The sequence below is a fragment of the Nocardioides ungokensis genome (assembly GCF_013466985.1).
In the GTDB taxonomy this organism is placed as follows: Bacteria; Actinomycetota; Actinomycetes; order Propionibacteriales; family Nocardioidaceae; genus Nocardioides; species Nocardioides ungokensis.
This window is the reverse complement of record NZ_CP059164.1, coordinates 1,814,576-1,829,019: the sequence shown is the minus strand read 5'-3', so window position 1 is coordinate 1,829,019 and position 14,444 is coordinate 1,814,576. Positions and strand designations below refer to the sequence as shown.

Sequence of the window (14,444 nt, the reverse complement as noted above, 5' to 3'; positions counted from 1 at the left end):
CGTGGCGTTGTCAGCGCATGACACCCACCCCCACGCGTCGCGGCCGCCGGACGGCGCTGGCCCTCGCCCTGCTGGGCGCTCTCCTGGTCCCGGGGCTCGCGCAGCTGCCCGCCGTCGCGACCGGGTTCGCTGTCCCGGCCGCGGTCCCCGGCGGCTCCGTCGTCACCCCCGGCGACTCGGTCCCGGGCCTCGACGACCTCGACGCCCGCGGCACGGCGCTGCCCTCGCCCGGGCAGCGGGAGGCGGTGTCGCAGCTCGGGGCCGTCGACGTGCGCTGGAACCAGTTCGGCACCCCGTCCTCCCTCCTCCCCGCGGACGGCTCGCTCGGCCGGGCGACCTCCAGCGACCCCGTCGCCGCGGCTCGGGCCTGGCTCGCGCAGCACGCTGCCGTCTTCGGCCTGAGCGCCGCACAGGCGCAGGCCCTGACGCTGGTGCGCGACCAGCACTTCGCCCAGAGCCCGGCGCGGGCGGTGCTCTTCCGCCAGAGCTTCGACGGCCTCGTGCCCGCCCTGGACAGCATGGTGACGGTGGGCGTCGCCGGCGGGCAGATCGCCTACGTCTCCTCCTCCCTCACCCGGACGACCGGGACACCTGCGGCCGCGACCCTCGGTCCGGTCCAGGCCTGGGCCGCGGCGGCGCGGAACGTCGGCCGCGGCGTCGGCGCCAGCGTCCTGGACGGCGTCCACGCCACGACCTCCGACGGGTGGACGACGTTCAGCGTGCCGGGATTCGCGCAGCCGCAGCAGGCGCGCCTGCGGGCCCTGGCGATGGCCGACGGCACCGTCCGCCCCGTCTTCGAGACCAACGTCGTGGACAGCGAGAAGGGTTCGGCGTTCGCCTACACGCTGATGGTGGACGCGACCGACGGCACGATCCTGCACCGCCAGAACCAGGTGGAGAACAACAACGACGCCTACCCGTTCCAGGGTGAGGTCACCGCCACCGACTGTGGCCCCAAGCACGAGTTCGAGCTGACCGACGGCCAGACCAGGCGCATCGACGCGGTGGCGGCGATGGCCAACTCCGCCGACGACATCGTCGTGAAGATCTTCGACCCCCAGGGCGGCCTGCTCGTCTCGGGCGACCTCGGCACCAGCCCCGAGACCGCGTCGTACACCGCGGACTCGATCCCGGCCGGGATCTACAGCCTCCAGGTCTGCCCGTACGGCGACCCGACCGTGCCGTTCACACCGCCCGGCAGCTACGCCGCGGCCGTGACCACCAGCGACACGACGACCCCGGGCACGGACGCGTCGCTGCCGGTCCCGCAGTGGCGCCACTTCACCGCCAACCCGAGCCTGGACTGGTCCGCGAAGGCCACTCCCCGCAACAGCGTCATCGGCTGCTGGACCGCCGTGAAGGGGTGCTCCTCGCCGACCGGTCCGTTCCGCAACGTCGCCGCGCCGGGCCCGTGGGACACCGTCGTCAAGACCGGTGAGCCGACGCTGACCACGGTGGGCAACAACGCCGACACCCACGAGGCCTGGCTGAGCCCGGACAGCCCCGGCGGCACCGCCCAGGCCCCGGTCTCGCCGACCCGCGACTACACCGGGAAGTTCACCGACGCCTGGAACAACTCCCGGTGCGACCCGACCCAGCTGCACCCCGGCGGCAACGACATCGACCAGGTCGTGACCAACCTGTTCGTCGCCCACAACCGGATGCACGACTTCTCCTACTACCTCGGCTTCACCGAGGCGAACTACAACCTCCAGCAGGACAACATGGGCCGCGGTGGCGTCGCCAACGACTCCGAGACCGGCAATGCCCAGGCCGGCGCCCTCGATGGCGGGTCGCCGTCGTACCTCGGCCGCGACAACGCCAACCAGGTCACGCTGCAGGACGGCACCCCCGGCATCACCAACCAGTACCTCTTCCAGCCGATCGCCGGTGCGTTCTACTCCCCCTGCACCGACGGCGCCCTCGACATGAGCGTGGTCGGGCACGAGTACACCCACGCCATCAGCAACCGGATGATCGGCGGCCCCGACGAAGGCATCACCTCCGCACAGGGCGGTGCGATGGGCGAGTCGTGGGGCGACCTGACCGCGGGCGAGTACATGTTCAGCCACGGCTACTCGACCGGGACCAACCCGTGGGTGGTCGGCCCCTACGCCACCGGCAACAGGTCGGCGGGCATCCGGGACTACGCGATCGACAAGAACCCGCTCAACTACTCCGACATCGGGTTCGACAGCACCGGTGTCGAGGTGCACGCCGACGGTGAGATCTGGAACGGCACCCAGTGGCAGGTCCGCCAGGCGCTGGTGAAGAAGTGGAACGCCAGGTTCCCCTACGACGACCGGGGGCTGCAGCTCAAGTGCGCCCAGGCCGGTCCCACCCGGTCGCCGCTGCCGCCGAGCCGATGCCCCGGCAACCGCCGCTGGATCCAGCTGGTGTTCGACGCCTTCCTGCTCCAGCAGGGAGCGACCTCCATGCTCGACGCGCGCGACGCCATGATCGCCGCCGACACGATGCGCTTCGGCGGCCGGGACCGCACCGTCCTGTGGAACGCCTTCGCCCGTCGCGGCATGGGTGCGGGTGCCTCGACGCCGAACGCCGACTCGGGCCAGCCGACGCCGAGCTTCGCCTCCCCCCGGGCACGCAACGCCACGGTGACCTTCCGGTCCCCGGCCGCGGGCAAGCTCTACGTCGGCCGCTACGAGGCCCGCGTGACCCCGGTGGCCGACACGGTGCGCCGGAGCAAGCTGGGCAACGTCGTGCACCTGGTGCCCGGCCGACACCAGATGCTCTTCACGTCCAAGGGGCGCGGCTTCACCCGCTTCGCCGTCGCCGTGAAGCCGGGCGAGCACCGGACCGTGCGCCTGCACGCGCCTCGGAACCTCGCGTCGGGCCCCGGCGGGGGCGAAGGTGATCGGCGCCAGCGCGGGCTCGCTGAACCCGAAGCTCCTCATCGACGGCACCGAGGGCACCGCGTGGGGCGGCGTGAGCGACAGCAACGTCGACGCCACCCACCCGTACGTGGACGTCGACCTCGCCGGCCGGGTGCACCGGGTCCGGCGCGTGCAGGTGAGCGCGATGCTGGACCCCGCGCCCTCGAGCGGCACCGAGGTTCCCCTCGCGGCCGACCCGGACACCGGGTCGCGGTTCACGGCGCTGCGCCAGTTCGCGCTGGAGGCCTGCCTGAGGCACTGCTCGTCGGACCGGGCCACGTGGAAGCGGTTCTACACCTCCCCCGCCGACGCGTTCCCGGCGCTCCGCCCCCGGCCGGTGGCGCCCAACCTGCTCCTGCGCTCGTTCAAGGTCCCGGCCACGCGCGCCGCCGCGATCCGGTTCGTGGCACTGGAGAACCAGTGCACGGGCTTCCGTGGATACGCCGGCGAGCAGGACGCCGACCCGACCAACGACACCGACTGCAAGACGGCGTCCGACCGCGGCTCGATCGTCCACGCGGCCGAGCTGCAGGTGTACTAGTACGCACATCGGGTACGCATCCACTCGCGATCCACGGTGGGCTCCGCTCCGGAGTCCACCCGTTGGTCGTTCCGCTCCCCGGCGGCTTGCGCCGCGCGGGGCGAGTCCGAAAGTGTGGAGGCATGGTCGGTCGAATCCCTGTCATGAACGTCATGCCCGTCGTCGACCTCGGCCGACAGTCGGCCAAGGCCACGGTCGGTGAGCCCTTCCCGGTCTCGGCGACGGTCTTCCGCGAGGGCCACGACAAGCTCGGTGCCGAGGTCGTGCTGACCGGTCCGGACGGCCACCGCCGTCCGCCGGTGCGCATGGTCAAGCACCCCGAGATCCCCGACCGTACGACGCTTCGGTGACCCCCGACGCCGCGGCGCATGGACGTTCGAGGTGCAGGCCTGGTCCGACCCGGTCGCCACGTGGCAGCACGCCGCCGGCCTGAAGATCCCCGCCGGTGTGGACGTCGACCTCATGTTCGTCGAGGGACGGCTGCTGCTCGAGCGCGTCAAGGCCGACCTCGACCGCAGCGACCGTCGCGGCCACGAGATCCTGGACGGTGCCATCGAGGCGGCAGCCGACGAGAAGCGCCCGGTCGGGGCCCGGCTCGCGGCGCTCCAGGCCCCCGAGCTGGACGCTGTGCTCCTGGCCAACCCGCTGCGCGAGCTGGTCACCGTGGAGGGTCCCTACCCGGCGACGCCGACCGCCCGCGCCGCTGTTCGGCAGCTGGTACGAGTTCTTCCCCGCTCCGAGGGCGCGACCCGCGACGCCGTGACCGGCAAGGTGACCAGCGGCAACTTCCGGACCGCCGCCAAGCGCCTGGACGCCGTGGCGTCGATGGGCTTCGACGTGATCTACCTGCCGCCGATCCACCCCATCGCGAGGTCAACCGCAAGGGCCCCAACACACACCCTGACGCCCGGCCCCGACGACACCGGCTCGCCGTGGGCCATCGGGTCCAAGGACGGCGGCCACGACGCGATCCACCCTGACCTGGGGACCTTCGAGGACTTCGACGCCTTCGTCGCCCACGCGCGCGGCCTGGGCCTGGAGGTCGCCCTCGACCTGGCCCTGCAGGCCGCGCCCGACCATCCCTGGGTGACCAGCCACCCGGAGTGGTTCACGACCCGCGCCGACGGGACGATCGCCTACGCGGAGAACCCACCCAAGAAGTACCAGGACATCTACCCGGTCAACTTCGACAACGACCCCACCGGCATCTGCCGCGAGGTGCTGCGCGTGGTCCGGATGTGGATGTCCCACGGGGTGCGGATCTTCCGCGTCGACAACCCGCACACCAAGCCCGTGGCGTTCTGGGAGTGGCTGCTCAAGGAGATCCGCCGCACCGACCCCGACGTGCTCTTCCTGGCCGAGGCGTTCACCCGCCCGGCGATGATGCAGGGCCTGGGCGCGATCGGCTTCCAGCAGTCCTACACGTACTTCACCTGGCGCAACGCCAAGTGGGAGCTCGAGGAGTACCTCCGCGAGCTCGCCACCGAGACCGACCACCTGATGCGGCCGAACTTCTTCGTCAACACCCGACATCCTGCACGCCTACCTGCAGTACGGCGGGCCTGGCGCGTTCAAGATCCGGGCGGCCGTGGCGGCGACCGGATCGCCCAGCTGGGGCGTGTACGCCGGCTTCGAGCTCTTCGAGCACGTGGCGGTCAAGCCCGGGAGCGAGGAGTACCTCGACTCGGAGAAGTACCAGATCCGGATCCGGGACTGGGACGCCGCGGAGCGCGAGGGCCGCACCCTGGCGCCGTACCTCACCCGCCTCAACGAGATCCGGCGCGCGCACCCCGCGCTGCAGTGCTCCGCAACGTCCACATCCACCACAGCGACGACGAGAACATCCTGGTGTTCTCCAAGCGGGCGGCCGGGCCGGCGGGCGGCGAGGACGACGTCGTCATCGTCGTGGTCAACCTCGACCCGCACGCGACCCGCGAGACGATGGTGCACCTCGACCTGCCCGCGCTCGGCCTGGCCTGGGACGACTCCTTCGTCGTGCACGACGAGATCACCCGTGAGGACTGGAGCTGGGGCCAGCACAACTACGTGCGCCTCGACCCGTCGTACGAACCCGCCCACATCCTGACCGTGAGGAGCCCCCGTTGACCGAGCTCTCGACCAGCCCGACCGACGACCCCGCTCCCACCGCACCGACCGACGACACGCTCGACGCCGACCCGTTCCCGGACACCGTCGGGAGCACCCCGGACTGGTTCAAGACGGCGGTGTTCTACGAGGTGCTGGTGCGGTCCTTCCGGGACTCCAATGGCGACGGCACCGGCGACTTCAAGGGCCTGACCGAGAAGCTCGACTACCTGCAGTGGCTGGGGGTCGACTGCCTGTGGGTGCCGCCGTTCTTCAGCTCCCCGCTGCGCGACGGCGGCTACGACGTCGCCGACTACACGAACATCCTCCCCGAGTGCGGCTCCGTCGAGGACTTCCACCACTTCCTCGACGAGGCCCACAAGCGCGACATCCGCGTGATCATCGACTTCGTCATGAACCACACCAGCGACCAGCACCCGTGGTTCCAGGCCAGCCGGGAGGATCCCACCGGCCCGTACGGCGACTTCTACGTCTGGTCCGACACCGACGACCTCTACCAGGAGGCCCGGATCATCTTCGTCGACACCGAGCCGTCCAACTGGACCTGGGACCCGGTCCGCCAGCAGTACTTCTGGCACCGGTTCTTCTCCCACCAGCCGGACCTCAACTTCGACAACCCGAAGGTCCACGAGGCGATGCTCGAGGCGATGTCGTTCTGGCTGGACATGGGCCTGGACGGCTTCCGCCTCGACGCGGTGCCGTACCTCTACGAGCGTCCCGGCACCAACGGCGAGAACCTCCCCGAGACCCACGAGTTCCTGCGCAAGTGCCGCCGCTTCGTCGACGACAACTACCCCGGCCGGGTGCTGCTCTGCGAGGCGAACCAGTGGCCGGCGGACGTCGTCGAGTACTTCGGCGGACCCGGCCGTCGGCGGCGACGAGTGCCAGATGGCCTTCCACTTCCCGGTGATGCCGCGCATCTTCATGGCCGTGCGCCGGGAGTCGCGCTTCCCGATCTCGGAGATCCTCGAGCAGACCCCGCCCATCCCGGACGGCTGCCAGTGGGGCATCTTCCTGCGCAACCACGACGAGCTCACCCTCGAGATGGTCACCGACGAGGACCGCGACTACATGTGGGGCGAGTACGCCAAGGACCCCCGCATGAAGGCCAACATCGGCATCCGGCGGCGGCTGGCGCCCCTGCTCGACAACGACATCAACCAGATCGAGCTCACCGCCCTGCTGCTCTCGCTGCCGGCTCCCCCGTCCTGTACTACGGCGACGAGATCGGGATGGGCGACAACATCTGGCTCGGTGACCGGGACGGGGTCCGCACCCCGATGCAGTGGACGCCCGACCGCAACGCCGGCTTCTCCTCCGCGACCCCCGGCAAGCTGCACCTGCCCGCATCCAGGACCCGGTCTACGGCTACCAGAGCGTCAACGTCGAGGCGCAGCTGGAGAACTCATCCTCGCTGCTGCACTGGACCCGCCGGATGATCCAGGCCCGCCGGCGCCACGAGGCGTTCGGCCTCGGCTCCTTCGTCGACCTGGGCGGGTCGAACCCGACGGTGCTGTCCTACCGCGCGCGAGCACGAGGGCGACGACGGCCGCCACGACGTCATCGTGTGCGTCAACAACCTCTCCCCGCTTCCCGCAACCGGTCGAGCTCGACCTGCGCCGCTGGGAGGGCATGATCCCGGTCGAGCTGCTCGGCGGAGTGCCCTTCCCCCCGGTCGGCGAGCTGCCCTACCTCCTCACGCTGGGCGGGTACGGCTTCTACTGGTTCCGCCTGACCCGGCCCGAGACCGACGAGGGGATGAGCCAGTGACCGAGCCCGTCGGTCCCCGCGCAGGACCTCCTCAAGCCCTTCATCGAGCAGAGCCGCTGGTTCGGTGGCAAGGGACGCGCGTTCTCGATCACCGGCGTGCGCCGGCTCGGGGAGGTGCCGCGGCACGTCGCCGACGGCCCACGGGTCTCGATCGACCTCGCCACGATCAGGTACGAGGACGGCGGCGAGGACGAGTACTACCAGCTGCCGCTGGCCTTCTACCCCGAGCCGCAGTCGCGCCTCGAGCACGCCTTCGTCGGCTCGTGGGCGGACGAGGACTTCGGCACCAGCTACGTGTACGACGCGGTGCACGACCGCGAGGCGATGGCCTGCTGGCTGCGCTCGTTCGCCGATCCGCCCGCGGGCGGCCCGCTGGCCTTCCACCGGCTGCCGGGGCACGAGCTGGACCTCGAGGCCCACTCCACGCTGTTCAGCGGCGAGCAGTCCAACTCCTCGGTCGCCTTCGGCGAGGACGCCCTGATGAAGGTGTTCCGCAAGATCACGCCCGGGGTCAATCCCGACATCGCCATCCACGACGTGCTGACCCGGGCGGGCTCGGACCACGTGGCGGCGCTCTACGGCTGGCTGGAGTGTCCTGCCGCCTGCGGCGGGAGGGCGACAGCGGCGACGCCGTGCTGCAGCTCGCCATGCTCCAGCAGTTCCTGCGCACCGCCACCGACGGCTGGGACCTGGCGCTCGCGAGCGTCCGCAACCTCTTCGCCGAGGCCGACCTGCACGCCGACGAGGTCGGCGGTGACTTCGCCGGCGAGGCCGCCCGTCTGGGCGAGGCCCTGGCCCAGACCCACCGGGCGCTGGCCGAGCACTTCCCCGTCGAGGAGCGCTCGAACGATGCCCTCGGCGCCCTGGCGGCCGCGATGAACCCGGCGCCTGGACGACGCGCTCATCGTCGTACCCGAGCTCGCACCGCACGCCGACCGCCTGCGCCGGGCCTTCGACGCCGTCAGCAGGGGTCGCGGGAGTGCGGGTCCAGCGGATCCACGGCGACCTGCACCTGGGGCAGACCCTGCGCACCGTGCGGGGCTGGAAGATCGTCGACTTCGAGGGCGAGCCGGCCAAGCCGCTCGCCGACCGCGCGCTGCCGGACTCCCCCTGGCGCGACGTGGCGGCATGCTGCGCTCCTTCGACTACGCACCGCGGGTCGTGGAGCGCACCTGGGGCGAGGACTACGACGACGCCGCCGAACAGCGGTCCTACCGCGCCGCGGAGTGGGCCGAGCGCAATCGCGAGGCCTTCCTGACCGCCTACGCGGGACGGGACCTGAGCGCCGACGAGAAGACCCTGCTCGAGGCGTACGTCGCCGACAAGGCCGTCTACGAGACCGTGTACGAAACCCGCAACCGCCGACCTGGGTGGGCATCCCGCTCGAGGCCGTCGCGAGGATCGGAGTGTCATGACCAGCACCCCCACCGCCAAGCCAGTCGCCGTCGAGGTGCTCTCCAGATCGTCCGGGGTGAGCACGGCGACCCGCACTCCGTGCTGGGTGCGCACCCCACGAGGGGGGTGTCACCGTGCGCGTCCTGCGGCCCCTGGCCTCCCGGGTCACGGCCGGTACGACGGGCAGGTCGCCGAGCTGGGCCACGAGCACGAGGGCATCTGGGTCGGGGTCCTCCCCGTCGCCGAGGTGCCGGACTACCGCGTCTCCGTGGCCTACGACGGCGAGCCGGTCGAGACCGACGACCCGTACCGCTTCCTCCCGACGCTCGGCGAGATCGACCTGCACCTGATCAACGAGGGTCGGCACGAGCAGCTGTGGGACGTCCTCGGCGCCCACGTGCACCACTACCGCACCCCCCTCGGCGAGACGATCAGCGGGACTGCGTTCGCGGTCTGGGCGCCCTCGGCCCGCGGTGTCCGGCTCAAGGCGTCCTCCTTCAACAGCTGGGACGGCCGCGAGCACCCCATGCGCCAGCTCGGCACGTCGGTGTCTGGGAGCTCTTCGTCCCGGGTGTCGGCAGCGGCACGGGCTACAAGTTCGTGATCCTCGGCGCCGACGGCCAGTGGCGCGAGAAGGCCGACCCGATGGCCTACCACACCGAGATCCCCCCGGCGACGTCGGTCGGTGGTCTTCGAGTCGACCTACACCTGGGGCGACCAGGAGTGGATGACCTCGCGCGCCGGCCGGCAGCCCGTCAGCGAGGCGATGTCGGTCTACGAGGTGCACCTCGCTCGTGGAAGAAGCACCACGGCGGAGGGCTCTACTCCTACGCCGACCTGGCCGACCACCTGGTCCCCTACCTGACCGACCTGGGCTTCACCCACGTCGAGTTCATGCCCGTCATGGAGCACCCGTTCGGCGGCTCCTGGGGCTACCAGGTGACGTCGTACTTCGCACCGACGGCGCGGTTCGGCGACCCCGACGGGTTCCGGCACCTCGTCGACCGGCTCCACCAGGCCGGCATCGGCGTGATCGTCGACGGGTTCCTGCGCACTTCCCGAAGGACGAGTTCGCCCTCTCCCGCTTCGACGGCACCCGCTCTACGAGGACCCCAACCCCTCGCGCGGCGAGCACCCCGACTGGGGCACCTACGTCTTCAACTTCGGCCGCCGCGAGGTGCGCAACTTCCTCGTGGCCAACGCGCTCTACTGGCTCGAGGAGTTCCACATCGACGGGCTGCGCGTCGACGCCGTGGCCTCGATGCTCTACCTCGACTACTCGCGCGAGCCGGTGAGTGGACGCCCAACGTGCACGGCGCCGGGAGAACCTCGAGGCCGTGCAGTTCCTCCAGGAGATGAACGGCACCGTCTACAAGCGGGTCCCCGGCGCGATCACGATCGCGGAGGAGTCCACGTCCTGGGAGGGCGTCACCCGACCCACGTCCGACGGTGGGCTCGGCTTCGGCTTCAAGTGGAACATGGGCTGGATGCACGACTCGCTCGGCTACATGCAGCACGAGCCGGTGCACCGCTCCTACCACCACGGCGAGATGACCTTCTCGCTCGTCTACGCCTGGTCGGAGAACTACGTCCTCCCGATCAGCCACGACGAGGTCGTGCACGGCAAGGGCTCGCTGCTGCGCAAGATGCCGGGCGACCGGTGGCAGCAGCTGGCCAACCTGCGCGCCTACCTCGGCTTCATGTGGGCCCACCCCGGCAAGCAGCTGCTCTTCATGGGCGCCGAGATGGGCCAGGAGTCGGAGTGGGCCGAGGCCCGCGAGCTCGACTGGTGGCTCCTCGACCACCCCGAGCACCGGGGTGTCCAGTCGCTGGTGCGCGACCTGAACAGGGTGTACGCCGAGACCCGGCCGCCTGGACCCGCGACAACGACCCGGGCACGTTCCAGTGGATCGACGCCAACGACGCCGGCCACAACGTCTTCTCGTTCATCCGGCGTGGCAGCACCGGCCCCGACCTCGTGTGCGTCGCCAACTTCGCGGCGATCCCCCACGAGGGCTACCGGCTCGGGCTCCCCGAGACCGGCGCCTGGGACGAGGTGCTCAACACCGACGCCGACTCCTACACCGGCTCCGGAGTGGGCAACATGGGCTCGGTGACCGCGGTAGAGGGCGACTGGTCGGGCCAGCCCGCCCACGCCGACATCGTGGTGCCGCCCCTGGCCACGGTCTGGTTCAGGCGTCGCGACTAGGGTTGTTGCGTGTCCGAGCAGCCCACCACCGTCTTCACGGTCGCCGACGGGGTCGCCCGCATCGAGTGGGTCCCCGAGCTGCACGACGAGGGGCTCTCGGCCGCGGTCGACGTCGTACGTCGTGAGGTCGAGGCCGCGCTCGTCGCCCACCCGCGGGTCGAGGCCCTGGTCGCGCCCGACGACGAGCTGGCCCAACGGGTCGCCACCTGGTCGGGGCTGCGCCGCGAGGGCGTGATGCGCGGCGTCACCGTCGGGGGCGAGCCGGTGGACCGGATCGTCTACGCGCGGCTGGTGACCGACGCGCCGGCGCACGAGCCGGACGGCTTCCGGGCCCTGCTCAACTCGTTCCTGCCCCGCAAGCGGGCGATCAGCCAGATGCTGCTGCGCGACCCGACGAGCGGGTGCTGTTGTGCCAGCTCACCTACAAGCAGGACTGGGACCTCCCCGGCGGCGTCGTCGAGGTCGGCGAGTCCCCGCAGCTGGCCGTGGCCCGCGAGGTGGAGGAGGAGCTCGGCCTGGAGATCGCGGCGGGCGGGCTGCTGCTGACCGACTGGCTGCCGCCGTGGGGCGGCTGGGACGACGCGCTGTGCCTGGTCTTCGACGGAGGCACCCACGAGGCCGCGATCGTGGACCGGATCGTCAAGCAGGCCCGCGAGATCCGGTCCGCGGAGTTCTGCACCCTCGAGCAGGTCGAGAAGCGCTGCGCCGACTTCACGGCCCGGCGCATCCGGGCCGCGCTGGAGCAGCTCGCGGACGGTGGCGGCCGGGCGCCGGCGTACACCGAGTCAGGGATCTGACCCCCCTGGGCCCTCCCCAAGTCGCCCGAAACGGGGTACAGATGCCCTGTGACCACCTACGTGTTCGACTTCGCCCAGGGGAACAAGGAACAGAAGGACCTGCTCGGTGGCAAGGGGGCCAACCTCGCCGAGATGACCAACCTCGGCCTGCCGGTCCCACCGGGCTTCACGATCACCACCGAGGCCTGCCGCGCCTACCTCGCCCAGGGCAGCCAGCCCGAGGCCCTCGCCGCGGAGATCGACGAGCACCTGGCCCGCCTCGAGGAGGCGATGGGCCGCCGGCTCGGTGACGCCGAGGACCCCCTGCTCGTCTCGGTCCGCTCAGGCGCCAAGCACTCGATGCCCGGAATGATGGACACGGTCCTCAACATCGGGCTGAACGACGAGTCCGTGCACGGTCTGGCCGCCCAGAGCGACAATCCGCGCTTCGCGATGGACTCCTACCGTCGGCTGCTCTCGATGTTCGGCTCCACGGTCATGGGCATCCACGACGACGTCTTCTCGGCCGAGCACGACGAGCTCAAGCGGCGCAAGGACACCACGGCCGACCTCGACCTCGACGTCGACGACCTGCGCGAGCTGGTGTCGGCGTACAAGAAGGCGATCGAGGAGCATGCCGGCCGCCCGTTCCCGCAGGACCCCCGCGAGCAGATGGAGCTCGCCGTCCGCGCCGTCTTCGACTCCTGGAACACCGAGCGCGCCGTGCTCTACCGACGCCAGGAGCAGATCCCCGAAGACGACGGGACGGCGGTCAACATCCAGGCGATGGTCTTCGGCAACCGGGGCATGGACTCGGGCTCGGGCGTCGCGTTCACGCGTGACCCGGCCTCGGGCTCCCAGGGCGTCTACGGCGACTACCTGCAGAACGCGCAGGGCGAGGACGTGGTGGCCGGGATCCGCAACACCGTCTCGCTGGCGGACCTCGGCGAGCTCGACCCGAAGTCCCACGACGAGCTCCTCGGGATCATGAAGAAGCTCGAGGACCACTACCGGGACATGTGCGACATCGAGTTCACCATCGAGCAGGGCAAGCTCTGGATGCTCCAGACCCGGGTGGGCAAGCGGACGCCGGAGGCGGCGTTCCGGATCGCGGTGCACATGGTCGACGAGGGGCTGATCGACCTCGACGAGGCGCTGGGGCGAGTCAACGGCGCGCAGCTGGCGCAGCTGATGTTCCCCCGGTTCGACGAGAACGCCGAGCGGACGCTGCTGACCACGGGCATGAACGCCTCCCCCGGCGCGGCGGTCGGCAGGGCGGTCTTCGACTGGGCCACGGCCGTGGAGTGGGCCGAGCGCGGCGAGGACGTGATCCTGGTGCGCAAGGAGACCAGCCCCGACGACCTGCACGGCATGGTGGTCGCCAAGGGCATCCTCACCAGCCGCGGCGGCAAGACGTCGCACGCCGCGGTGGTGGCCCGGGGCATGGGCCGCACCTGCGTGTGCGGGGCCGAGGCACTGGAGGTCGACGTCCACGCCGGCCGGTTCACCGTGCGCGACGGCAAGACCGTCCACGAGGGCGACGTGATCTCGATCGACGGCACCACCGGCGAGGTCTTCGACGGCGCCGTGCCGGTGGCGGACTCGCTCGTCGTGCAGTTCTTCGAGGGCGAGCAGGTCGACGACCCGCTCGTCGAGGCCGTCGCGCGGCTGATGGAGCACGCGGACGCCCAACGGCGGATGCAGGTCCGCTCCAACGTCGACAAGGCCGAGGACGCGGCCCGGGCCCGCCGGTTCGGCGCCCAGGGGATCGGCCTGTGCCGCACCGAGCACATGTTCCTCGGCGAGCGGCGCGAGCTGGTGGAGAACCTCATCGTCGCCGACGACGAGCAGGGCCAGGAGAAGGCGCTCTCGGCGCTGCTGCCCATGCAGCGTCAGGACTTCACCGAGATCCTCGAGTCGATGGACGGGCTGCCGGTGACGATCCGGCTGATCGACCCGCCCCTGCACGAGTTCCTCCCCGACCTCACCGACCTCTCCGTCACGATCGCCCTGGCGGACTCCCGGGGCCACCGCAAGAAGCGGCAGCGCAAGCTGCTCGACGCGGTGCGGCGCCTCCACGAGCAGAACCCCATGCTCGGCCTGCGGGGCGTGCGGCTCGGCATCGTGATCCCCGGTCTGTTCACGATGCAGGCGCGGGCGATCCTCGAGGCGGCGGCGTTCCGGAAGAAGGAGGGCGGGGACCCGCGCCCGGAGATCATGATCCCGCTGGTCGCCTCGGTGCGGGAGCTCGAGATCGTCAAGCGTCGGATCATCGACGTGGCCCGCGAGGTGCGGGACGAGACGGGGGTCGACCTCGCCTTCAAGGTCGGCACCATGATCGAGCTTCCCCGGGCCGCGATCACCGCCGACAAGATCGCCGCCGCCGCCGAGTTCTTCTCCTTCGGCACCAACGACCTGACCCAGATGACGTGGGGCTTCTCGCGCGACGACGTGGAGGCCTCGTTCTTCAGCACCTACCTCCAGCAGGGCGTCTTCCCGGTCTCCCCCTTCGAGTCCCTCGACACCGAGGGAGTCGGGTCACTGGTCCGGACTGCGGTCCGTCTCGGTCGCGAGGCACGCCCCGACCTGCACCTCGGTGTCTGCGGCGAGCACGGGGGCGACCCGGCGTCGATCCACTTCTTCGACGAGGTGGGGCTGGACTACGTCTCCTGCTCGCCGTTCCGGGTCCCGGTCGCACGCCTCGAGGCCGGCCGCTCCGCCCTGGGCGGCGGCTGAGCGGGCCGGACGCAGGG

5 protein-coding genes and 4 pseudogenes are annotated in these 14,444 nt (G+C 71.0%); all 9 read left to right on the top strand.

Annotated features, from left to right (window positions below; all coding sequences use genetic code 11):
- Window positions 1-17: 17 nt before the first annotated feature.
- The 9 genes and pseudogenes from H0S67_RS26585 to ppdK all read left to right on the top strand — a co-directional run bounded on the left by H0S67_RS26585 (window position 18) and on the right by ppdK (window position 14,427).
- Window positions 18-3,785 (top strand): maltotransferase domain-containing protein, encoded by a 3,768-nt coding sequence (locus tag H0S67_RS26585; RefSeq protein ID WP_281368986.1) that lies wholly within the window; start codon window positions 18-20, stop codon window positions 3,783-3,785.
- Between the two features lie 31 nt (window positions 3,786-3,816).
- Window positions 3,817-4,056 (top strand): annotated as a pseudogene (locus H0S67_RS28015) (maltotransferase domain-containing protein); the annotation flags it as partial.
- 37 nt (window positions 4,057-4,093) lie between these two features.
- Window positions 4,094-5,541: pseudogene (locus tag H0S67_RS26580) on the top strand (alpha-1,4-glucan--maltose-1-phosphate maltosyltransferase); the annotation flags it as partial.
- 119 nt (window positions 5,542-5,660) lie between these two features.
- Window positions 5,661-7,311: pseudogene (gene treS, locus H0S67_RS08995) on the top strand (maltose alpha-D-glucosyltransferase).
- Between the two features lie 96 nt (window positions 7,312-7,407).
- Window positions 7,408-8,190 (top strand): maltokinase N-terminal cap-like domain-containing protein, encoded by a 783-nt coding sequence (locus H0S67_RS08990; protein ID WP_246355234.1) that lies wholly within the window; start codon window positions 7,408-7,410, stop codon window positions 8,188-8,190.
- Window positions 8,191-8,290: 100 nt separating this feature from the next.
- Window positions 8,291-8,569, top strand: coding sequence for a hypothetical protein (locus tag H0S67_RS08985; RefSeq protein ID WP_180936312.1), 279 nt, complete (start codon window positions 8,291-8,293; stop codon window positions 8,567-8,569).
- Window positions 8,570-8,772: 203 nt separating this feature from the next.
- Window positions 8,773-10,915 (top strand): annotated as a pseudogene (glgB, locus tag H0S67_RS28010) (1,4-alpha-glucan branching protein GlgB).
- A gap of 407 nt (window positions 10,916-11,322) precedes the next feature.
- A complete protein-coding gene (locus tag H0S67_RS08975; protein ID WP_281368983.1) occupies window positions 11,323-11,712 on the top strand; it encodes an NUDIX domain-containing protein in 390 nt (129 codons plus the stop codon).
- A gap of 48 nt (window positions 11,713-11,760) precedes the next feature.
- Complete coding sequence (gene ppdK / locus H0S67_RS08970) at window positions 11,761-14,427, top strand: pyruvate, phosphate dikinase (protein WP_180936310.1); 2,667 nt, start codon at window positions 11,761-11,763, stop codon at window positions 14,425-14,427.
- Window positions 14,428-14,444 lie beyond the last annotated feature (17 nt).

Coding starts and splice junctions, on each gene's coding strand:
- H0S67_RS26585 (WP_281368986.1), top strand. CDS start 18: ATGACACCCACCCCCACGCGTCGCGGCCGCCGGACGGCGCTGGCCCTC.